Source organism: Rhizobium beringeri, assembly GCF_004306515.1.
Classification (GTDB): Bacteria; Pseudomonadota; Alphaproteobacteria; order Rhizobiales; family Rhizobiaceae; genus Rhizobium; species Rhizobium beringeri.
In genome coordinates, this window is the sequence record NZ_SILG01000002.1 from 46331 (window position 1) to 68872 (window position 22542).

Here is a 22542-nt window from a genome sequence, read left to right on the forward strand (position 1 = left end):
GAACGATCTCTCATGCCCGCCCTCGACGCCATCGATCGCAATATCCTGAGACTGCTGCGCCTCGATGCCCGCATGAGCAATGCCAAGCTCGCCGCCGAGATCGGTCTTTCTCCCTCGGCCTGCCTCAGGCGCATCAAGATCATGGAAAAATCAGGCGTCATCCGTGGCTATACGGTGCTGGTCGACACCGGCAATGCGGATGAGATGATCGCCGTGATCATCAACATCACCCTAGAGCGACAAACGGAGGACTATCTCGACCGCCTTGAGGCGGCGGTTCGCCGGCATCCCGAGATCCGGGAATGTTTTCTGATGACGGGCGGTTCCGACTATCTGCTGCGCGTGGAGGTTGCCAATGCGGGCGAGTTCGAGCGGATCCACAAAGAGATACTGTCGACCTTACCCGGGGTCCTCAGAATTCATTCCAGCTTCTCGATCCGCAATGTTCTGGCGACGCGCACGAGGGGCAGGCGCTGAACCGCGAACCACCCGCGCATCCATCCACATCGCGCATGGCAAGCCTCGCTGTATCATCAACTGCGCCGCTGGCGCAGATTGGAGAACCCGCCTATCACTCGGATCCTGCACTCCACTCGCGATAGGCGAGGTGGATCTTTGCTCCGATCGCCGTGAACGGCTGCGGCGGCAATGCCGTCGGGGCAGCCAGGCGCGCGTAGACACGGCCGAGTTCGGAATCGTGTCCGAGCGCCAGTTCCGCAGCCGCGATCCCTGACGCTGTCGAGTTCGACGCTCCAAGGCCGTTGCAGCCGCATGCCGCGAATACGCCGCGCTCGATCTCACCGAATGCCGGAACATGATTGCGTGTGAGTGCCATCGCGCCGGCCCAGCGGTACTGCATCCCGACGCCACCAAGGGTGGGAAAGCGATTGGAGAACTTGCCGTCGTGGAGGTGGCCGGCTCGCTGGATCGCGGCGTCGCTGACTGCGATGCTCGGATTATAGCTGTAGCGCGAGCGCACCAGGATTCGGTCGCCCGCGCCGGTGCTGATGCGGCGGACAGTTGTTCCCATCGGCAGGGCGGGAGTGGCGGCCCACTTCCGTTCTCCGCCGAGGCGCGAGGGGTCGAACTCCTCGGTGAGGGAGGCATAAGTGAAGACATGGAGCAGACGCCCACGGAAGAAGCCGAAGCTCTCCGCATGTCCGTTGTTTGCCATGATGATCTTTGCCGCCTGCACGGAACCCTGCGGCGTCTTGACGAGCCATCCCGTACCGAGGCGCTCGAACGAGAGCGCTGGCGACCGCTCGTAAAGGGTGACCGGCTCCTTCAGGCAGTCGGCGACCCCGCGAATGTAGGCGGCGGGCTGCACGATGACCGTGCCGGGCATGAACAGACCGGAGGTGTAGACCGGCGACCCCGTCACGGCGTCGATCTCGCTGGCGCTCAGGAGCCGATGATCTTCGCCCATTTTCGAGAGCTGCTGCGCATAGTCCTCGAGGTGCCTGTCGCCTTCCGCGCTGATGGCGACGCTGTATCGACCACAGGGATCGAACACGTCCTTGCCCCAACCGTTTTCGGTCGCCATCTCGGTCGCCAGAGCGATGGCCGAGCGCTGTATGAGGACGGACTGCCTGAATTTGGCCTCCGACTCTCCGCTGAAGTCGTCGGACGAGACCTCGTGCGGGAGGTCGATGATGAAGCCCGAGTTCGCGCCCGCCGGCCCCTCGCCGACGATACCCGCTTCGAGGACGGCGACCCGTGCGTTCGGGTCCAGGCGTGAGATACGCCGGGCCGCCGAAAGGCCCGCGAAACCACCGCCGATGATCGTGACATCCGCAATGACCGGTCCGTTCAGCGCGGGCTGTGGCGTACGCGGCGCAAGTGTGGCCACCCAGCCCGAAACGCCTGCGCGTTTCGGATGCTTGGATGCAATGAAAACGTTTTTTGCGGCCTGGGTCACGTTAGATCGCTTCACGCTCCATGAGCGTTTCGAGGGAGCGCCGGATGGCCGGAAGCTTTTCTGGGGCAAGCCCGCGCAGCGGTTTTCGCGGAACGCCGGCGCCGTAGCCCACCAGATCTGCCGCCGCATAGACGGACTGCACGTAATCGCCTTCCCAGATCAGCCCCATCGACGGCTCCAAGATTTTCCACAGCGCGCGAACCTCGTCCCACTTGTGCTTGGCGGCGGCCTCGACGAGGGCGACACAGGTTCTCGGAGCGAAGTTCGCCCCACCCCAGATCAGGCCCTCGCATCCGGCATAGAGCGCGTAGGGAACGAGAGGGTCAGCGCCGTTCATGACGAGACGGCCGGTGCGGATAAGTGCTGCCTGCTTTCCAAGATCGCCGCTGCTATCCTTCACGGCACAGAAGCCGGGGATTTCGCTCAGCTTGTCGAGAAGTTCGGGCGTGACGGCGACGCCGACCGCTTGGGGAACGTTGTAGCCGATCACCGGCAGACCGGCCTTCGCAACCTCGCTATAGAAATCGACGATGCCTTGGTCGTCCGTCGGCCCTTCGAAGAAGGGCGGAAGAACCATGACACCTTCGGCGCCAGCGTCTCGCGCGCGACTGGTACGCTCGACGACGTCCTCCACCAGAAGCGCGGAAGTCTGTGCAATCACCTTCGCCCGACCATTGACGATCCGCACTCCGCGTCGGATCAGTTCCTCGGAGTCGTCCTTGGAAAGGTAGACGTGCATGCCGGTGCCAGAGCTGAACAGGAAGCTCCTGACGCCTGCTGCGAGGTAGCGCTCGACATTGTGTTCGAGCCTGCCGTAGTCGATGCGTCCGGCATGGTCGAACGGCGTCGTGATGGCAAGATTTAGGCCTGCAAATTGGAAATCAGACATTCGTTTTGTGTCCCGCGTTACGCTGCCGAAGGGTCGAGCCAAATGGTCCTAGAGGGTCGGCGTCTCCAGACCCTCTGGGGCCGCGTACATGGCCATGTTTCGTCGTGAAAGCTCGAGGTGAAGCCGCGCCAGTTCTCCGGCTGCATCGGGATCGCGCTTCCCGATGGCGTCGATCATCTCGTCATGTTGTTGCGTGGCGAGTTCGAGCTCTTCCTGCATGCGAGGCGTGTTCGGGTGCTTGTAGAAGACCTTGCCGATGCGTGCGTGGTCGATCTGCAGGCGCCGCAGGCTCGGAACCAGATAGACGTTGTGCGCCATCTCGCCGATCTGGCGGTGGAACTGGTCGTTGTAGAAGACGCGCCCCTCGACGTCGCAATTGTCGACGGCCTTTCGAAATGACTGCTGCATCCGCTTGAGCACGTCGAGCTGCCCGCGAGTTCCATTCTCGGCCGCCAGCTTGTTGGCGGTGATGTAGATCATCGGCGCAAGAAGAAAGAAGTCGCGCAGCGACTGGTAACTCATCGAACTGACACGCGCCGCCCGGTTGGCTTCCAGCTCGATATAACCTTCGCCAGCCATCTGCCGCATCAGCTCGCGAACCGGCGGACGGGACAGTCCAAACTCCTCGCTCAGCGCCACTTCGTCCAACACCGCACCCGGCGGCAGCTCCATCGTCAGGATGCGTCTGCGAAGCGTCAGGCTCAGATTCGTTTTACGATCGGGGTTGCCGATCTCGGAGGCAATGCCATCGTCCATCTCATAATCCTTTTGAAAGACATTATGTAGACATAAGATAGACGTCAAGAATTTCTTGAGATCCGGAATCGAATCCGCTCGCCCAGTCAGCGAGAAAGCAGGTTCGGGTCAGGAAAAGTTGCTGCCGCACGGCGCAGCGAATGCTGCGTCGGCAAGTCGACCGGAGACCTCCGATCACCCATCGGGCCACCGGGCAACAGGTATGAGTTCGGCGACGCGCTCTAAAAGGTCAGTTGCACCTTGCAGGCCGCCGTACGGTCACCGGCGAGGATGAAGGCTGCGGTGGCTTCTTCGAGCGGCAGGCTGTGGCTGATGATCGGCCGCACATCGATCTTGCGGCTGGAGATCAGGTCGACGGCGGTACCGAACTCCTCGTGGAAGCGCTGCGTTCCGTGGAGTTGAAGCTCCTTGCCGACGATGGCGTTGAGAGGGATCGGGACGTCTCCTGTGACGCCGACCTGCACGATCGTTCCGCGTGGCCTGATAGCGGCAATTGCGCCGCGGATTGCCGGAGCGGCGGCCGAGCATTCGAAGACGAGATCGAAATAGCCCTTTCCCGCCTCGTATTCCGCAAGTGCAGGGGCATGCTTGGAAACATCGATCGTGCGGGTGGCGCCCATCGCTTTTGCCCTGTCGAGCGCGGCATCCGCGAGATCGGTCACCACGATCTCGCTAGCCCCATAATAAGCTGCGACGGCAACCGCTAGGGCGCCGATCGGGCCGGCTCCGGTGACCAGCACGCGTTTGCCTGTGATATCCCCTGCGCGCGATGCCGCGTGCAGGCAGACGGATAGCGGCTCGCTGCAGGCCGCTTCTGCAGCAGTTGTCGCCACTCCGACCTCAAAGCACTGCCTGGCCGGCACCACCAGCCATTCCCGGAACATGCCCTGCTCATGCGGCAGGCGCATCGCGCTGCCCATGAAGCGCATTTCCAGGCAGTGGATCGGCATGTTTTTCTCACAATATTCGCAATGCCCGCAGGGTTGGCTGGGATTGACCGCCACTAGCGTCCCGGCCTTCAGATCGACCCCCTCGCCCACTTGGCTGACGGTCCCCGAGGCCTCGTGGCCGGGTATGATCGGCTCGCGCACCCTGACCGGCCCGAAGCCTCCATCCTGGTAGTAATGCAGGTCGGAACCGCAGATACCTGCGGCCGCCATTTTGAGAAGCACCTCGCCGGGACCAGGGGCCGCAACCGTATCGGTCTCGATCCTGAGATCGCCCATTTTGTAAAGCCGTGCCAGACGTGTCCGCATCGTGTCCATCCTATCTCAACAGTCCAAGCTGCTGCGGCAGCCACAGCGATATCGCCGGGACGAAGGTGATCAGGATCAGCGCCAGGAAGAGCGGCACCAGCCAGGGCAGGATCGCCATGGTCGTGCGTTCGACGGAGAGTTTCGCGACCCTCGACAGCACGAACAGCACCATGCCGAGCGGCGGGTGCAGCAGGCCGATCATCAGGTTCAGCGTCATGATGAGACCGAACTGGACGGGATCGATCCCGAATTTCAGGACGATCGGCAGAAGGATCGGCACGAGGATGGTAATGGCCGCGATCGTGTCCAGGAAGCAGCCGACGAAGAGCATCAGCAGGTTCACGAGGATCAGGAAAACCCATTTATTGTCGGTGATCGACAGGATCGCATCGGACAGCAACTGCGCCGCCTGACTCACCGTCAGCAGCCAAGCGAAGACCGATGCCGCGGTGACGATGAAGAGAACGGATGCCGTCGTCTCGATCGTATCGAAACTTGCCTTTGCGAGCGTCGAGGGCGTCATCGTGCGGTAGCGCACCAGACCGAGGAACAGAGACCAGAGGACGGCCGCGACGGCGGCCTCCGTCGGCGTGAACCAGCCCATCGTCATGCCGCCGATCAGGATGACCGGTGTCATCAGCGCCATGACGGCGGAGAAGCGGAAATACCAGTCGAGCGCGAGAAGCAGGGCAAGGGCAATGCCCGCGGCAACATTCATCGATACGCCCGCCTGCATCAGCAGATAGATGGTCAGCGGCACCGCGAGGACGACGACGATTTCCATCCCCGCCGACAGCAGCTGCCTCACATCGAACGGCGCGTCGGAGCCCCAACGCTTCCAATAGGCAAAGGCGGCGACGGTGATCATCATCAGGAGCGTCATGACAATGCCGGGCAGGATGCCCGCCATGAAAAGGGCGCCGATCGAGACGTTCGCCATCATGCCGTAGATCACGAAAGGCAGCGACGGCGGGAAGATCGGGCCGAGAGTTGCCGAAGCCGCCGTCACGCCGACGGCGGCCCCGACCGGATAGCCGTGATCCTTCATCGCCTTGATCTCGATCGTGCCGATACCCGCTGCGTCGGCGAGCGCTGTGCCCGACATGCCGGAGAAGATCACCGAACCGATGATGTTGACTTGCGCGAGACCGCCCTTCATCCAGCCGACGAGAGCAACAGCAAAGGAATAGATGCGGCCGGTGACACCGGCCGAGTTCATCAGGTTGCCCGCGAGGATGAAGAACGGCACGGCGAGCAGCGGGAAGCTTTCGACGCCGGCGATCATGCGCTGGGCGACGATGATGTCGGGCGCGACGCCGTAAAGGACGATGTAAAGCACGGATGCGACGGCCATAGAGATGGCAACGGGCACCCCGACCAGCATCAGCACCAGAAACGAGCCAAGAAGCAGCAGCATCAGATCAATCCTCGATGGTCTGGAATTCTTCGGGGCGCTCCAGAACGGAGTAGCCGCGGCGCATGTTGGCGATGAAGACGACGACCGCGCGGATCAACATCAGCACGAAGGCGACGAGAACGGCATAGAAGACGATGTTGCGCGGCAGATCGACGGTGACCATCTGCTCGTCCGCCACGATGTCGACGTAGCGCCACATCAGATGGCAGCCATAGGCGAAGAAGCCGATGCGGACGATATCGACGAAAGTGGCGAGCACGCGCGCCAGGCCTGCAGGCATATAGTGATAGAATACGTCCACCTGGATATGCCGCGACGTGCGCACGCACATGACTGAACCGAGAAAGACGACACCGATCAGACAATTGATCGCGATCTCCTCGGTCCATGCGTAGCTGTCGTTCAGCACATAGCGCGTGAAGAACTGCAGGAAGACGCAACCCGCCATCAGCCAGAAGACGAGCAGCGTGATCCAGTCCTCGATGGCATAGTCCGAGACATTTGCGGTCGGCGCGTGCCCTTCGAACTCGTGACCGATTTCTTCGGCCGTGATTTGCGTATGAATTTCTTGCGACATGATCGGCCCTGTTCCAGTTCGGAATGAAGGAGCGCGGCGTCTGCAGCAACCAAAGTGTTACAGCGCCGCGCCGCAGAGTTTACTGGATCGCGCGGATTGCTTCCCAATCGGCTTTCTCGTAGCCGAAATCCTCGAACTTGACCTTTTCCATCACGGTCTTTTCGAAATCGGCCTTGTCGACCTCGGTGACATTCAGGCCCTTTTCCTTGAAGGTCGCGATGAGGCTATTTTCCTTGCCGGCGATCGTCTTGCTCGTGCGCTCGGCCGCCTCCTGCATGACCTCGCCGAAGATCTTCTTGTCCTCGTCGGAAAGGCTTGCCCACCGCGTCTTCGAGATCACGGTGTTGAGGTGATCGACGATGTGGCCGGTGAGGATGATGTTCTTCTGGACTTCGTAGAACTTCTTCGCCTCGATTGTCGTCAGCGGGTTTTCCTGTGCCTCGACCGTGCCGTTCTGCAAAGCGAGATAGACTTCGGCAAAGGCGATCGGCGTGGTGTTGGCACCGCATGCGCGCGGCATGGCGAGATAGGCTGGAACGTCAGGCACCCGGATCTTCAAGCCCTGCATATCGGCGCATTTGGCAATAGGCTTGTTTGATGTCGTATGGCGCGTGCCGTAATAGCTGACGGCGGCGATGTGGTTGCCGGTCTTGTCTTCATAGCCTTTGGCAAGACGCTTGAAGACATCGCTCTTGGTGTAGGCGATCAGGTGATCGGGACCGCGGAAGATATAGGGGAAATAAGTCACGCCGATCGGTTTGTAGTCGCGTGCCGCGAAGCTCGATCCCGAAATGATGATGTCGACCGTCCCGAGCTTGAGGCCCTGGTTGATGTCGGCTTCCTTACCAAGCTGCGACGCCGGATAAACCTCGATCTTGTAGCGCCCGTCGGTGCGCTTGTTGATCTCTTCTGCGGCCCAGACGGAATCCGTGTGGAACGGCTCGGACGTTTCATAGACATGCGCCCATTTCAGCACTGTCTGGGCATACGCGATCGCGCTGCTCGCCATGATCGCGGCCGCGGTGCAAAGTATCGTTGCCAGTCTGCTTTTCATTGCTCTCTCCTCCCGAGCTTGGGTTAAGTCTTGGTCGTTCCTTTCGACGGCCGCTTGTTGCGTCCGCGCTCCTCTTCCCCCGAGAACTCCTCCCCGAAGCTCTCGGAAAACCTCTTCTGCGACATTGTGAGATGGGCGCGCATGGCCGCCTTGGCGCCAGCGGCATCGCCGGCGGCGATCGCGTCGCGAATGGCGCGATGCTCGTCCAGGGCGCTGCGCCATGTCGTGGGCCCCTCGAAGTGGCTGGCGAGCCTTGCGAAATAAGGGGTCATGCGCATGTCGAACATCTCGCCCGTGACGCGGATCAATGTCGCATTCCCAATGATGGCGGCAATGCCGGTGTGGAAGGCGCGATCGGCATCGAGCACTGCGATTGCATCGTTGACCACACCTCCCATACGCGTCAGAGCTTCATCGAGCAGAGCGATATCGTCCGGCTTGGCGCGACCGGCAGCTTCTTCGGCGATGGCGCATTCGATGAGGGCACGCGCCTGCAGCAGTTCGAAGGGCCCCTCCACCGGCTCGCGCTCGGCCCCAGTGACGGTCGCAGCATGCTGGCGCACCACATAGATGCCGGATCCCATGCGAATGTTGACGAGGCCTTCGACCTCCAGGACGATCAGCGCCTCGCGGACGGTCGGGCGTGAGACCGACAGTTGCTCCGCAAGGTCGCGCTCAGCCGGCAGCCGCTGGCCGACGGCAAGCTCACCGCTGGCGATCATCAAGCGAATCTGATCCGCGACCTGTCTATAAAGACGGCGTGATTCAACAGGCGAAAACATCGTGGGCCTCCCCGGCGGCTTCTCCTCAAGCCGCGCAGCTGGTCAACTGGCCTGACCAATTAGTACCTGAATAGCATTGCTGGAGTTGTGCGTCAATCCGCCGCATAAACTCAGAAGGAGAGTTCAGACCATAGGCGAAGCCCGGCGCAGAAAACCCCGCCGAAGCGGGGTTCTTTGCGAAGAGGTGATCAATTGTTATGCGCTGCGCAGGCCTCATCCATCGGCGTAGCGTTGCTGGTGCCGCCTTGCGTTTGAAGATTGCTGGAGTTGTCAACCGGGTTGGGGCACTTGGTCCTGCCTGTTTTCATCGTGCCGCCGGTCGTGGAGTTTGTCGTGGTGGTGTCGGTTCCCATCGGCGTTTTGACCTTCGCACCCTGATCGGCGTGGTTCTTGTCGATCGTGGCCCCGGCCGGCGCCGGATTGGATTGGGCGAAAGCAGATGTGGCCATGCCAATAGCGAGAAGCGAAGCTGCTACGAGTTTCATACGCATCGGACGTCCTCCTTAGGATCTTTGCGTGATCATTCAGAACCTCGCCAGCGCGTCATTGTTCCGCATTTGCTGCTTACAAATAGCCGAAGCGGGATACCAAACGCGACCAGCGACAAACTGGGCGTGAGTACGCCAGCAGCAGCTTCAATTACACGTATTGCTGGTAAGATATCTAGTTTCTACTGGGCAGCGTCTAATGCTGACATGTGGTGTCACCAGTGCTTGCTAGGACCGTTTCAGCCAAACATCACCAACGAAAGGACATGACCATGGCTGAACACACCGGGCGCGCGACAGCAATTGCCTGCACCTATGTCGAAGCGATCGCAAGCAAAGACATCGACACTATTCTTGAAGTCTCAGCCGAGGATGTCATCTGCACGTCGCCGATCGGCAAAGTGAGCGGTACGCAAGCGTTTCGCCGCTTCCACGAGGGCTTCGCGCGCATGATCAAAAGCGTGAACATTCTCGCGGTCTACGGCGATGATAATCAGGCCGTCGTCGTCTATGAGGCCGAAACCCATCCCGTTCCGCACGCAGTGACCGTCGAGCTCATCACGATCAGTGGGGGGAAGATCGCATCCACCGATGTGATCTACGACTCGGCGCCATTTGCCGAGTATATGGCGACGGCCAAGCCGCACTGAACTTGTTACCCGGAAGTTTTTCGAATGATCACCATCAAGGTGGCAATGGACACCCCGAGGGGCTTGCCCGTGCCGCAGACGAGGGCAGGCTGAGGCTTCCGGTTTCCGAAATCGTACCGCTGAGCGATGGGATAGAGACGCTGACGGCTCTGGAACATGGCCGCAAGAGCAACGGAAAGGTCCTGGTTCGCATGAATTGAAACCGATGCTCCGGAGCCCCTTCGGCAGGTCCGGCAGAAGCTATGGTAAGATATGGCCATGTCCCAGAGCCAGAGATTGTTCGAAATTCTCCAGATTCTCCGCCGCCATCGCCAAGCGGTCTCTGGGAACTATCTCGCGCAGGAAACGGGCGTTTCCCTGCGGACGATCTACCGGGACATCTCGTTGCTGCAATCCATCGGCGCGGAAATCGAAGGGGAACCCGGTTTCGGCTATGTGCTGCAGCCGGGTTTCATACTGCCGCCTCTCATGTTCTCGGAAGCGGAGATCAAGGCGATCACGCTGGGCGTACAATGGGTCACCCGCCATACGGACGAGGATCTACGCGCGGCGGCGCAGGACGCCCTTGCCAAGATCGAAGCCGTGCTCCCGTCGGAACTCCGTCATGGATTGACCGATAATGATTTCCATATCGGCCTCCCCTCGCTGCCGGCACCCGCAATCAGCCTCAAGGTCCTGCGTCAGGCCATGCAGCAGCAGATGAAGCTGCGGATCATCTACAGAGATGCCAGAGATGCCGGCAGCGACCGTATCATATGGCCGATTGCGGTCGCCTTCTTCGATTCCAGGCGGATCATTGCCGGGTGGTGCGAACTGCGACAGGATTTCCGGATGTTTCGCGCCGACCGTATCCTTAAAGCAGCACTCCTGGCCGATCGCTATCCCGGAAAGAGGCGGGAATTGGTCAAGCAATGGCGGGCGCAGGCGCAAGAAGCACGCGACGCGGTGGCACAGGAGACTAGCTAATTCGGCGCCAGCCGACGGCGATCGTCGAGTTCGTGAAGATTACTTCGCGTAAAGCGCTCGCGACCGCTCGAGATGCTTGAGGAGTGCCGTTTCCGAGCCATCCACGTCGTTTGCGGCCAGGCGATCGACGATTTCGTCGTGTTCGGCGAGCGTGAATTTTTCCTTGCCGGTCCAGATCAGCATCTCGGTATGATATTCCTTTAGCCAGGCAAGCATTGCTTCGCTGACGGCGACGTAGATCGGGTTGCCTGATATCTGCGCGATGCGGGTGTGAAACTCCATGTCCGCGTCGATAAACTCTTCGGCCCGCCCAAGCGACATTCGCTGGCGCTCGATGATGTTCCTGAGATCGGCGATATCGCTTGCAGAGGCGCGCTGCGCGGCCTCGCGCGCCATGCCCCGCTCGAAGAAGATGCGGGCGCTCTTGAGGTATTCCAACGAATCCGACGATTGCGACAGCATGATCTTGGCAGTGAGATCGACCTGGCGGAATATCGACTTTGCCGTCAGCCGGAGGACCTTCGCCCGTTCGCCGTGCGAAATGCTGACCAGACCTTTGTTGGCAAGGGACTGCATGGCCTCCCTGATCGCCGGCCGGCCGACGCCGAAGCGTTCCATCAGCACGCGCTCGGAGGGCATCTCGTCGCCCGGCTGAAGCTCGCCCGACGTGATCATTCGCTCAAGTCGATCAAACACTTCGTCAGAGAGTTTCCGGCGGACGATTTGTTCGAGGGGCTGGGTCATCACATCTCGCTGGCTCAAAATGTTTCCTCCTAACAGTTTTCCGGGTCGAGAACAAAGCTGTCGGCGAAAATTTGCGGATCCGAAGATTCTACTTTTCAGAAGTTGGAATACTCATTATACCAGATCATGAGTTGACGCCATGGCAATCTGCCGGGCGAGAGGAGCTACCGTCCGTTTCATGATGATTACCCTGACCTATCGTATCGAAACGCCCGGCAGCGTCGAGGCGATGGCGGAAAAGATCGCGAGCGACCAGTCGACCGGCACCTTCGTGCCCGTTCCCGGTGAGACCGAAGAGCTGAAGTCGCGTGTCGCCGCCCGCGTCCTGGCGATCCGCCCACTCGAAGATGCGCGTGATCCGACCTGGCCCGAGGTCGCCCCCGGCACGCTGCTCAATCGGGCCGATGTCGACATTGCCTTTCCGCTGGAGGCGATCGGGACCGATCTCTCGGCACTGATGACCATTGCGATCGGCGGCGTTTATTCCATCAAGGGCATGACCGGCATCCGCATCGTCGACATGAAACTGCCCGACGCCTTCAAAAGCGCGCATCCCGGACCGCAGTTCGGCATCCCTGGAAGCCGCCGCCTCACCGGCGTCGAAGGTCGTCCCATTATCGGAACGATCGTCAAGCCGGCGCTTGGCCTCAGGCCATACGAGACGGCGGAACTCGTCGGCGAGCTGATCTCATCCGGCGTCGACTTCATCAAGGATGACGAAAAACTGATGAGCCCGGCCTATTCGCCGCTCAAGGACCGCGTTGCGGCGATCATGCCGCGCATTCTCGATCACGAGCAGAAGACCGGCAAGAAGGTGATGTATGCCTTCGGCATTTCGCATGCCGACCCCGACGAGATGATGCGCAACCATGACATCGTTGCCACAGCCGGCGGTAACTGCGCCGTCGTCAACATCAATTGGATCGGCTTCGGCGGCATGAGCTTTCTGCGCAAGCGCTCCAATCTGGTGCTGCACGCGCATCGAAACGGTTGGGACGTGCTGACGCGCGACCCCGGCGCCGGCATGGATTTCAAGGTCTACCAGCAGTTCTGGCGGCTGCTGGGGGTCGATCAGTTTCAGATCAACGGCATCAGGGTCAAATATTGGGAGCCGGACGACAGCTTCGTCTCTTCCTTCAAGGCGGTCAGCACACCACTGTTTAATGCCTCCGATTGCCCGCTTCCGGTTGCCGGTTCGGGGCAGTGGGGAGGACAGGCCCCGGAGACCTATCGACGGACCGGCCGGACCGTCGATCTTCTCTATCTCTGCGGCGGCGGCATCGTCAGCCACCCCGGCGGCCCGGCGGCCGGCGTTCGCGCCGTGCAGCAGGCCTGGCAGGCGGCAGTCGCAGACATACCGCTGGAGGTCTACGCAAAAGATCACCCGGAGCTCGCCGCCTCTATTGCAAAATTCAGCGACGGCAAGGGCGCGTGACCGCGATGGAGGGACTTCTCGTCAGCTATTACGGCGATGACTTTACCGGTTCCACCGATGTGATGGAGGCCCTGGCATCGAACGGTGTATCGACCGTGCTCTTCCTCGACGTTCCCACGCCGGAATTGCTCGCGCGCTTTAGGGATTGCCGTGCGATCGGCATTGCCGGAACGAGCCGTTCCGAGACCCCCGCATGGATGGGAGAGCACCTTGCGCGTGCTATCGGATGGCTGAATTCGCTTGGCGCTGACATCTGCCACTACAAGGTCTGTTCGACCTTCGATTCCAGCCCCGAAATCGGCAATATCGGCAAGGCGATCGAAATCGGCCGATCGGTATTCGGGCAATCCCTGGTGCCGGTCATCGTCGGCGCGCCGCAACTGAAGCGTTACACGGCATTCGGCAATCTCTTTGCCGCTTACCAGGGCCGGATCTTTCGCATCGACCGCCATCCCGTCATGAGCCGCCATCCGGTGACCCCGATGGACGAGGCGGACCTTGCGGTGCATCTGTCGAAGCAAACCCTCCTTCCCGTCCTGCTCGCGGATCTTGTCGCGATCAGCGGCTCGGATGCCGATACGCGGGTCGACGAGCTGGCGTCGAATTCCGAAGGGATCCTGCTCATCGATGTCGATTCCGAGGCAACACAGGAGGCTGCCGGTCGGCAGTTGCTTCGTGTCACCGGCCGTTCCGGAAGTTTTGTCGCCGGCTCCTCTGGAGTCGAATATGCCCTGCTCAGCGCATGGCGGCGGAACGGCTTCATCGGCGGAAGCGGCGCCGTGTTTCCCGATATCGGCCCCGTCGACCGCCTCGCCGTCGTATCGGGCAGCGTGTCGCCGACGACCGAGCGGCAGATCCGGACGGCTGTCGAGAACGGCTTTGAGAGTATCGCGCTCGATCCGCTTGCACTGGTCTCGGAGCATGGCGAAGGCGCGGTGAGTGCTGCGGTAGAGGCGGGAACCGAGAAGCTCAAGCAAGGCAAGAGCGTCATTCTCTACACCGCGCTTGGACCATCCGCAGACCGCGGCGCCGACATCGACAGGTTTCCGGGTGCGCGTCACCGGCTCGGGAGCGCGCTCGGCACGATCTTGGGCCGCCTGATCGAGAACGAAGGGCTTTCGCGTGCGGTCGTCGCCGGCGGCGACACGTCCAGTCATGCTCTCAGGCAGTTGAAGATCGACGCGCTGACGACACTTCTTCCGCTTCCCCAGACGCCGGGCTCTCCGCTTTGCCTCGCGCATGGCGACTATCAGCCGACCAACGGCCTGCAGATCGCGCTCAAAGGCGGCCAGGTCGGGACGGACGGCTATTTCGTCCAGATCCGCGAGGGAAGGAAGCACTGATGGTTTTCCTTCGGCATCGGCCGAAACGTGCGATCGCAGAAAAACGTGACTCCAACAAATTAAGTAGTGATATGGTGATTGACTCATCATACCAGTATATGATCCTATCGAGAACGGGAAAAGGTGAGGAAACATGACTAAAATTGCCCTCTTCGGTGCAGGCGGGAAAATGGGATACCGGCTTGCCAAAAATCTCAAAGGCTCGCGTTTCGAGGTCCGCCATGTCGAGGTGAGCGATGCAGGCAAGGCCCGTTTGAAGAATGATCTCGGTGTCGATTGCGTGCCCGTCGATATCGGGCTCGACGGTGCTGAGGTGGTGATCCTTGCCGTGCCGGACACGGCGATCGGCAAGGTCGCGGCAGGCATCGTCGACAAGCTCACATCAGGCACCATGGTGATCGCGCTGGACGCTGCGGCTCCCTTTGCCGGCCACCTGCCGAAGCGCGATGATCTTACCTATTTCGTCACCCATCCCTGCCATCCGCCGATTTTCAATGACGAGACGGACATGCAGGCGAAAAAGGACCACTTCGGCGGCCTCTTCGCCAAACAGCATATCGTTTCGGCGTTAATGCAGGGCCCCGAAAGCGCCTATGCGCTCGGTGAGGAAATCGCCAAGCTGATTTGGGCCCCGGTCATGCGCTCGCACCGGGTCACGGTCGATCAGCTTGCGATGCTCGAACCGGGCTTGTCGGAAACCGTCTGTGCATCGCTGCTCGTTGTCATGCGACAGGCCATGGACGAATGCGTGGCACGCGGCGTCCCTGAACAGGCGGCCCGCGACTTCCTGCTCGGCCATATGAACGTGCTCGGCGCGGTCATCTTCAAGGAAGTCGACGGCGTGTTCTCGGATGCCTGCAACAAGGCGATCGAGTTCGGCATCCCGGCGCTGATGCGCGACGACTGGAAAAAGGTATTCGAACCGCAGGAGATCGCCGAAAGCATCCGGCGTATCACCTGAACCGGCTTGGGGAGGTAAGCCCTCCCCTCAACCGCCCCAGGGAGAAGGGGCTTTAGTCACAACAGGGAGGAAACTATGAAACTGACGCGCAGACTGACACTTGCAGCTTTTGCCGGCGCACTGGCGCTTGGAACGGCTCTTCCGGCCTTTTCGGCCGATCTCATCGCCATCATCACACCGGCGCATGACAATCCCTTCTTCAAGGCCGAAGCCGTCGGCGCCGAAGCCAAGGCGAAAGAGCTTGGCTACGAAACGCTGCTCATGACGCATGACGACGACGCCAACAAGCAGTCCGAAATGATCGATACGGCAATCGGACGCGGCGCCAAGGCGATCATACTCGACAATGCCGGAGCCGACGCCTCCGTCGCGGCCGTCAAGAAGGCAAAGGATGCAGGCATTCCCTCCTTCCTGATCGACCGCGAAATCAACGCCACCGGCGTTGCCGTCGCCCAGATCGTCTCGAACAACTATCAGGGCGCTCAGCTCGGCGCGCAGGAATTCGTCAAGCTGATGGGCGAGAAGGGCAATTACGTCGAGCTTGTCGGCAAAGAGTCCGACACCAATGCCGGCATCCGCTCGCAAGGCTATCATGATGTCATCGACGACTATCCGGACCTGAAGTCCGTCGCCAAGCAGTCGGCCAACTGGAGCCAGACGGAAGCCTATTCGAAGATGGAAACCATCCTCCAGGCAAATCCCGACATCAAGGGCGTCATTTCAGGCAACGACACCATGGCCATGGGCGCGATCGCAGCGCTGCAGGCGGCCGGCCGCAAGGACGTGATCGTCGTCGGCTTCGATGGCTCCAACGACGTGCGCGACTCCATCAAGTCGGGCGGCATCAAGGCAACAGTCCTGCAGCCCGCTTATGCGCAGGCTCAGTTGGCGGTGGAACAGGCCGACGCCTACATCAAGAACAAGACGACACCAAAGGAAGAGAAGCAGTTGATGGATTGCGTTCTCATCAATGCCGACAATGCCGGCAAACTCGAAACCTTCGCCCTGACCAACTGATCAGCCGCGAATTGCGGAGGGCGCAGCGCTGCGCCCTCCGCAATGCATTTCGCAAGACGTCGAGGTTCACTGTATGTTGAGAATGAAGGGCGCCCTGCTCGCTGCCGTCGTGGCGGCAGCTTTGCCCGGTTGCAAGATCATCAAGACGCCAACGGCTGAGGAAAAAGCTGCGGCAGCGGCCAAGACCGCCTTCGACCCGAATGCAAAGGTCGAAGCGATCTGGCAGTCCGAGGCAGTGCCCTACTTCGAAAAGCGCGCCGGTGACCTCAAAGACGTCATGCAGCTTTCCGCCTCCAGCCCCGACGCCGCCGGCGAGAAATATGGCAATCCCCGCAAGCAGAGCAGCTCGCCATGGACCTATGCGGTGAAGATCACCGGCAAGGTCGTCGCGGCCGATACGGCCTCGCGCGCGGCAACGCTCGATGTCGACGCCGATGGCGACGGCAAGGCCGACGCCAAGGTCCAGATCGGGCCGGCGCTCCGCGGCACGGCCCTGCGCGACACGCTGGATTTCGTCAATTTCAACGAATTCAAGAACCAGATCGAGTGGGCGCAATTCGGCAAGGCCTTCAACGAAAAGGCCAATACAGCCTTTCTGTCGGCCGTCCCGCGCGAAGGTCTGGTCGGCAAGACGGTGACCGCGATCGGCGCCTTTCCGCTGCCGAAAAGCGGTGAGCTTCCGCTCGTAACACCTTCGGAACTGAAGGTCGGCTCATGACGGCGGCAGAGGCACAACAGGACGACATCATCCTGCGCCTCGACGAGGTGTCGAAGGTCTATTCGGGTATCGTTGCGGTCAAGCGCGCCAATCTTGAGCTGCGCCGCGGGGCGGTAAACGTCCTCGTCGGCGAAAACGGTGCAGGCAAGTCGACCCTGATGAAGATCATCGCCGGTGTCGAGCGTCCGACGCTCGGCCGCATCATCCTGGATGGCAAGCAGGTATCCTTCGACAGCCCTGCCGACGCGCAGGCGAATGGCATCGGCATGATCTTCCAGGAGCTCAATCTCTTCGCCAACATGTCGGTCGCCGAGAACATCTTCGCCAGGCGTGAGATCACCCGCGGCATCCTCGGCATCGATCACAAGGCACAGGTGCAACAAGCCAATGCGTTTTTGAAGCGTCTCGATGCCGGCATCGAGGCCGATACGATGGTCGAGGATTTGCCGATCGGCCAGCAGCAGCTCGTCGAGATCGCCAAGGCGATGTCGTTGAATGCCCGTATCCTGATCATGGACGAGCCGACGTCGGCGCTTTCGGCGGCCGAAGTCGAGATCCTGTTCAAGGTGATCGCGGAACTGAAGGCCCAGGGTGTGGCGATCGTCTATATCTCGCACCGGCTCGAAGAGCTGATGCGGATCGGCGACTACATCACGGTGCTGCGTGACGGCCAGGTTACCGGCGCGGCGATGGTCCGCGACATCGACACGCGCTGGATCGTGCGCTCCATGATCGGCTCGGATGCCAAGGATTTTGCAAAATCCGTGGACCACGCCGTGGGAGCTGAAGTCTTTCGCGCCGAAAATATCAGCCTGCCGCGGCCGACAGGCGGGCTTTCGGTCAACAATGTCTCCCTGTCGGTCAAGGCAGGCGAAATCCTCGGCATCTACGGTCTGATGGGCGCCGGGCGCAGCGAATTCTTCGAATGCGTGATCGGCCGTCACACACACTCGACCGGCAAGATCTTCATCGACGGCAAGCATGTTCGCGCCCGCGACACCACGCGGCGCATCCGCCGCGGCCTTGCGCTCATTCCGGAAGATCGGCAGCGCGAAGGTCTGGTCCAGGTGCTTTCCATCGCCTCCAACTTGACGCTGGCGAGCCTTGGCCGCTTCACCCGGCTCTTCCATATCGACAGAGGTGCGGAGAAGAACGCCATTCGCGATGCGATCCGCGATCTCTCGATCAAGGCGCCGAACCCGGATTTCGAGGTGACATCGATGTCCGGCGGCAATCAGCAGAAGGTCGTCATCGGTAAGGCGTTGATGACCAATCCGAAGGTGCTTCTGATGGACGAGCCGAGCCGCGGCATCGATGTCGGCGCCAAGGCCGATGTCTTCCGCACCATGCGGCGGCTGGCCGCAAACGGGCTCGCCATTCTGTTTTCGACTTCAGACCTCGAAGAGGTCATGGCGCTTTCCGATCGCATCGCGGTTTTGAGCAACGGCCAGTTGGTCGCCGTCTTCGACCGGAACGAGGCCACCGAAGAAGCCATCATTGCGGCTTCGGCCAAGGGACACGGACATCAAGGGAAACTCGCGTCATGATCGCGGCTACATCAACCACTCTCGCGCCAAAGGGCGCCAACGGCTCGGCGCTGCTGACGCTGATGAAGCTCAGGACGTTCATCGCGTTATTCGCGGTCATCATCTTCTTCGCGATCTTCGCTCCGAACTTCACCTCGACGGCGAACATGATCCTGATGTCGAAGCATGTGGCGCTCAACGCCTTCCTGGCGATGGGCATGACCTTCGTCATCATCACCGGCGGCATCGATCTCTCGGTCGGATCGATCGTCGGGCTTTGCGGCATGGTCGCCGGCGGCCTGATCCTTCACGGCATCGAATTGCCGATCGGCTACACCATCTTTTTCAACCTCTTCGAGATCGTGATGATCACCTTGTCGATCGGCCTGCTCATCGGTCTGATCAACGGTCTGCTGATCACCAAGCTCAACGTCGCGCCCTTCATCGCCACGCTCGGCACGCTCTATATCGCCCGCGGTCTCGCCCTGCTGTCGTCGGACGGCCAGACATTTCCGAACCTTGTCGGCCGGCCTGAATACGCAACGACTGGCTTCGATTTCTTCGGCGCGGGGCGCATCCTCGGCCTGCCGGTTTCGATCTGGATTCTGATCGTGCTTGCCCTGCTGGCCGCCTATGTCGCCCGCTCGACACCGATCGGCCGTCACATCTTCGCCGTCGGCGGCAATGAGCGGGCCGCGCGCATGTCGGGTATCCGGGTCGATGTCGTCAAGATCTTCGTCTATATGTTCTCCGGACTGTGCGCCGCTATCGTCGGCGTCGTCATCTCCTCCGAACTGATGGCAGCTCATCCCGCGACCGGCGAAAGCTTCGAACTCAATGCGATCGCCGCAGCCGTGCTCGGCGGCACCTCGATGTCGGGCGGCCGCGGCACGATCGGCGGCACGATCATTGGCGCCTTCGTCATCGGCATCCTTTCCGACGGATTGGTGATGATGGGCGTTTCCTCCTTCTGGCAGATGGTCATCAAGGGTCTCGTCATCATCATTGCCGTCGTCGTCGACCAGGCGCAGCGCCGCCTGCAGCAGCGCGTTACCCTCATGCAGATGGCAAAGGCAGGTTGAGATGACGGAATTGAAAGGGGCTTTGATCGGTTGCGGCTTCTTTGCGGTCAACCAGATGCATGCCTGGAACGACGTTCGGGGTGCGAGCATCGTCGCGATCTGCGATCGCGACCCGGAACGGCTGAAGGTCGTTGGCGATCAGTTCGGCATCGCTCGCCGCTATGGCGATGCCGAGGCGTTGTTCGCCGATGGCGGTTTTGATTTCGTCGATATTGCTACGACCGTCCAAAGCCACCGCACCCTCGTCGAAATGGCGGCTCGAAACAAGGTGCCGGCCATCTGCCAGAAGCCATTCGCCAAGACCTTGTCGGACGCGAAGGCGATGGTCGAGGCGTGTCGCAATGCCGGCATACCCCTTATGGTGCACGAGAACTTTCGCTGGCAGACGCCGATCCAGGCGGTGCGCAACGCGCTGGAGGCGGATGCCATCGGCACGCCCTTCTGGGGCCGCTTCTCCTTCCGCTCAGCCTACGACGTCTTCTCCGGCCAGCCCTATCTGGCCGAGGGCGAGCGGTTCATCATCGAAGACCTCGGCATCCATACGCTCGATATCGCCCGCTATATCCTTGGCGACGTTCGATCGCTCACGGCCCGCACCAAGCGGGTCAATCCGAGAATCAAGGGCGAGGATGTCGCGACCATTCTGCTCGACCATGAAAACGGCGCCACGTCGGTCGTCGACGTCAGCTACGCCACCAAGCTTTCCAGGGAACCGTTTCCCGAGACCTTGATCGAGCTCGACGGTTCGGAGGGCACGATCCGCCTGACCCAGGGCTACGGCCTTCAGGTCACCAACGCCAAGGGCACCACGACCACGGACGTGTCTCCGAGGCTGCTGTCATGGGCCTCGCGGCCCTGGCACAACATCCAGGAGAGCGTCTACGCGATCCAGCAGCATTGGGTCGACCAGTTGGCGCGCGGCGCGGAACACTCGACGTCAGGGGCCGACAATCTGAAAACTTTTGCGCTCGTCGAGGCCGCCTATGACAGTGCGGCCAGGGGACAGACGATCGATGTCGGAGCGATGCTGCGATGACGGTCGATGCGTTCCAGCTCTACGGCACTCGTCTCGTCGATCCGTCGCCGGTTCGGCTGAGAGCCGGAAAACTGGAAGCCGATCTCGCCAACGGCAACCTCCGCACCATCCGCTACGATGGGACCGAGGTGCTGCGAGCGATTTCCTACCTTGTCCGCGACCGGGACTGGGGGACGTACAGCCCTGAAATCACCGACCTCCGGATCGAGCAGAATGACGATCGTTTCGAGGTCGCCTATCTCGCCCGCTGCGAGGGACCGGACGATACGAGGCTTGTCATCGACGTTCGCATCACCGGAAGCGCGAACCGGCTCGACTTCGAGGCTGAGGCCATCGCCCCGACCGGCTTCGAGACCAACCGCTGCGGCTTCTGCATCCTGCATCCGATCGTCGGCGTGGCAGGTTCAGCGGCGACGGTCGACCATGTCGACGGGGAGATCGTGGCGACACGGTTTCCTGATCTCATCGAGCCCTGGCAGCCGTTCAAGGACATGCGCGCCATCACCCACGCGGTCATGCCTGACGTTCAGGCGGAATGCCGGATGGAGGGCGACACTTTTGAAATGGAAGATCAAAGGAACTGGTCGGACGCATCCTATAAGACATATGTCAGGCCGCTCGCCCTGCCCTGGCCCTACCAGATTGCCGCCAATCAGCCTGTCCGGCAGAAAACGTCGCTTATTATCAGGGATATCAGCGGTTCGACACGGCATCCTCCTGGGGTGTCAGGCGGCGCCATAAAACTTGAACTCGGTGCGCGCACCGGCACCATGCCGGATATCGGCGTGATCATTACACCCGAAGAAGCCGATGCGACCCTCTCGGCAAAGTCCGTCCTGACGGAGATCGCTCCCCAGGAACTCCTCTTCCATTTCGACCCCGGTGCCGGGCACGGCGTCGACGCGCTCGCGCAGTTCGCCATACTCGCCGCGGCCCATCGCGGCCGCTCGACGCTGGAGATCGCCCTTGCCTGCAAATCGTCGCCGTCAATCGAGGCGGCCGAGATTGCCCGCCAGATGCAGCTGGCGGAATTCGGGCCCGATGCAATCATGATCTCGCCTTCGGTCGACCGGCAGTCGACGCCGCCCGGCAGCACATGGCCGGATTGCCCGCCTTTGGATGAAGTCTATGCCGCCGCTCGCGCCGCCTTTCCCGGCATTCGCATCGGCGGCGGCATGCTGAGCTATTTCACCGAGCTCAACCGAAAGCGCGTCCCGGAGGGACAGCTCGACTTCGTCAGCCACTGCACCAACCCGATCGTGCATGCGGCCGACGATCTCAGCGTCATGCAGACATTGGAAGCGCTGCCCTTCATCACGCGGTCGGTGCGTGCGATCTACGGCGACAAGCCTTACCGCATCGGCCCATCGACGATCCCGATGCGGCAGAATCCCTATGGCAGCCGTACGATGGACAATCCGTCCGGCGCCCGCATACCGATGGCCGATCGTGACCCGCGCCACAATGGACGCTTCGGACAGGCCTTCGGGTTCGGTTATGCGATGCGGGTGCTGGATGCCGATCTGGAATGCCTGACGCTATCAGCCTTATCAGGTCCGTTCGGCCTGATCGCAGGTCCGGGGGAACCGACCGAACCAGGCGGGCGTCGTCCGCTGTTCGACACGGTCCGGACACTGTGTCGATTGGCTGGCGCAACCTGGCGGGAATGCGTTTCCTCCTCTCCTGCCGAGGTCCTGTCTTTCGTTGCAAGGGAAACTACAGGCGCCAGGCTTTACGTGGTCAATCTGACGAGCGAAGAGAGAAAGGTCGATTGCAGCGCATGCAGGCCGACCGGGAAGGACTCAAGCGGGGATCTGCTGCTTGCCCCATTGGCTGTCGCCGTCTTGCCGCTGGAGCACGACGCGCTGGCGGATTGACCTCCAGCAGTGCAGCTGCATCTATGCGATCGGAACTCGCTCTCGGGAGG

Annotated in this window: 22 protein-coding genes; 12 read left to right on the top strand and 10 right to left on the bottom strand. The window is 61.1% G+C overall.

Going from position 1 to position 22542, the window contains the following annotated elements:
• Positions 1-12: 12 nt before the first annotated feature.
• Positions 13-477 (top strand): Lrp/AsnC family transcriptional regulator, encoded by a 465-nt coding sequence (locus ELH03_RS23910; RefSeq protein WP_003550368.1) that lies wholly within the window; start codon positions 13-15, stop codon positions 475-477.
• Between the two features lie 94 nt (positions 478-571).
• Here the strand turns inward: ELH03_RS23910 and ELH03_RS23915 are convergent, their stop codons facing one another.
• The 9 genes from ELH03_RS23915 to ELH03_RS23955 all read right to left on the bottom strand — a co-directional run bounded on the left by ELH03_RS23915 (position 572) and on the right by ELH03_RS23955 (position 9140).
• Positions 572-1918 carry an NAD(P)/FAD-dependent oxidoreductase gene (locus ELH03_RS23915; protein ID WP_130766758.1) on the bottom strand — a complete coding sequence of 449 codons (1347 nt, stop codon included), beginning with the start codon at positions 1916-1918 and terminating at the stop codon, positions 572-574.
• Position 1919: 1 nt separating this feature from the next.
• Positions 1920-2807 carry a dihydrodipicolinate synthase family protein gene (locus ELH03_RS23920; protein ID WP_130660278.1) on the bottom strand — a complete coding sequence of 296 codons (888 nt, stop codon included), beginning with the start codon at positions 2805-2807 and terminating at the stop codon, positions 1920-1922.
• Between the two features lie 48 nt (positions 2808-2855).
• Complete coding sequence (locus ELH03_RS23925) at positions 2856-3563, bottom strand: GntR family transcriptional regulator (protein ID WP_130660279.1); 708 nt, start codon at positions 3561-3563, stop codon at positions 2856-2858.
• A 221-nt stretch (positions 3564-3784) separates the two neighbouring features.
• Positions 3785-4819 (bottom strand): L-idonate 5-dehydrogenase, encoded by a 1035-nt coding sequence (locus ELH03_RS23930; RefSeq protein ID WP_130660280.1) that lies wholly within the window; start codon positions 4817-4819, stop codon positions 3785-3787.
• Positions 4820-4829: 10 nt separating this feature from the next.
• Positions 4830-6236 carry a TRAP transporter large permease gene (locus ELH03_RS23935; RefSeq protein WP_130766759.1) on the bottom strand — a complete coding sequence of 469 codons (1407 nt, stop codon included), beginning with the start codon at positions 6234-6236 and terminating at the stop codon, positions 4830-4832.
• 4 nt (positions 6237-6240) lie between these two features.
• Complete coding sequence (locus tag ELH03_RS23940; RefSeq protein ID WP_128404264.1) at positions 6241-6813, bottom strand: TRAP transporter small permease; 573 nt, start codon at positions 6811-6813, stop codon at positions 6241-6243.
• Positions 6814-6892: 79 nt separating this feature from the next.
• Positions 6893-7867: a sialic acid TRAP transporter substrate-binding protein SiaP gene (locus ELH03_RS23945; protein ID WP_130806811.1), complete on the bottom strand. Its 975-nt coding sequence runs from the start codon at positions 7865-7867 to the stop codon at positions 6893-6895.
• Positions 7868-7890: 23 nt separating this feature from the next.
• The gene (locus tag ELH03_RS23950; protein WP_128404262.1) at positions 7891-8649 is read right to left on the bottom strand and encodes a FadR/GntR family transcriptional regulator; all 759 of its coding nucleotides are present in this window, start codon (positions 8647-8649) and stop codon (positions 7891-7893) included.
• A gap of 188 nt (positions 8650-8837) precedes the next feature.
• The gene (locus ELH03_RS23955) at positions 8838-9140 is read right to left on the bottom strand and encodes a hypothetical protein (RefSeq protein WP_128404261.1); all 303 of its coding nucleotides are present in this window, start codon (positions 9138-9140) and stop codon (positions 8838-8840) included.
• A 263-nt stretch (positions 9141-9403) separates the two neighbouring features.
• Between ELH03_RS23955 and ELH03_RS23960 the strand changes: the two genes are divergently transcribed.
• Both ELH03_RS23960 and ELH03_RS23970 read left to right on the top strand, forming a co-directional pair.
• Positions 9404-9787, top strand: a complete 384-nt coding sequence (locus tag ELH03_RS23960; protein WP_128404260.1) for a nuclear transport factor 2 family protein — start codon at positions 9404-9406, stop codon at positions 9785-9787.
• Positions 9788-10045: 258 nt separating this feature from the next.
• A complete protein-coding gene (locus ELH03_RS23970; RefSeq protein WP_130766760.1) occupies positions 10046-10753 on the top strand; it encodes a helix-turn-helix transcriptional regulator in 708 nt (235 codons plus the stop codon).
• Between the two features lie 39 nt (positions 10754-10792).
• On the opposite strand, the gene ELH03_RS23975 is transcribed toward ELH03_RS23970, so the two are convergent.
• The gene (locus ELH03_RS23975; RefSeq protein WP_105008566.1) at positions 10793-11497 is read right to left on the bottom strand and encodes a transcriptional regulator NanR; all 705 of its coding nucleotides are present in this window, start codon (positions 11495-11497) and stop codon (positions 10793-10795) included.
• A gap of 178 nt (positions 11498-11675) precedes the next feature.
• Here ELH03_RS23975 and oiaX point away from each other — a divergent pair, with 178 nt between their 5' ends.
• From oiaX to apnL, 9 genes are all read left to right on the top strand, one after another.
• Entirely contained in the window at positions 11676-12932 is a 1257-nt protein-coding gene (gene oiaX, locus ELH03_RS23980; protein WP_130766761.1) for a 3-oxo-isoapionate-4-phosphate decarboxylase OiaX, read from the top strand.
• A gap of 5 nt (positions 12933-12937) precedes the next feature.
• Entirely contained in the window at positions 12938-14275 is a 1338-nt protein-coding gene (locus tag ELH03_RS23985; protein ID WP_130766956.1) for a four-carbon acid sugar kinase family protein, read from the top strand.
• Between the two features lie 133 nt (positions 14276-14408).
• Entirely contained in the window at positions 14409-15236 is an 828-nt protein-coding gene (locus ELH03_RS23990) for a phosphogluconate dehydrogenase C-terminal domain-containing protein (RefSeq protein WP_130657118.1), read from the top strand.
• A 75-nt stretch (positions 15237-15311) separates the two neighbouring features.
• Positions 15312-16253 carry a D-ribose ABC transporter substrate-binding protein gene (locus ELH03_RS23995; RefSeq protein WP_003550404.1) on the top strand — a complete coding sequence of 314 codons (942 nt, stop codon included), beginning with the start codon at positions 15312-15314 and terminating at the stop codon, positions 16251-16253.
• Between the two features lie 73 nt (positions 16254-16326).
• Positions 16327-16971 (top strand): DUF2291 family protein, encoded by a 645-nt coding sequence (locus tag ELH03_RS24000; RefSeq protein ID WP_128404256.1) that lies wholly within the window; start codon positions 16327-16329, stop codon positions 16969-16971.
• Positions 16968-18518, top strand: a complete 1551-nt coding sequence (locus tag ELH03_RS24005; protein WP_130660285.1) for a sugar ABC transporter ATP-binding protein — start codon at positions 16968-16970, stop codon at positions 18516-18518. Before ELH03_RS24000 ends, ELH03_RS24005 begins: the two co-directional genes overlap by 4 nt.
• On the top strand, positions 18515-19579 hold the full coding sequence (locus tag ELH03_RS24010; protein WP_130766762.1) for an ABC transporter permease: 1065 nt from the start codon (positions 18515-18517) through the stop codon (positions 19577-19579). Before ELH03_RS24005 ends, ELH03_RS24010 begins: the two co-directional genes overlap by 4 nt.
• A 1-nt stretch (position 19580) precedes the next feature.
• Positions 19581-20615: a Gfo/Idh/MocA family protein gene (locus ELH03_RS24015; RefSeq protein ID WP_128410249.1), complete on the top strand. Its 1035-nt coding sequence runs from the start codon at positions 19581-19583 to the stop codon at positions 20613-20615.
• Positions 20612-22492: a D-apionate lactonase gene (gene apnL / locus ELH03_RS24020; protein ID WP_130766763.1), complete on the top strand. Its 1881-nt coding sequence runs from the start codon at positions 20612-20614 to the stop codon at positions 22490-22492. The genes ELH03_RS24015 and apnL overlap by 4 nt, the downstream gene beginning before the upstream one ends.
• The last annotated feature ends 50 nt before the right edge of the window (positions 22493-22542 follow it).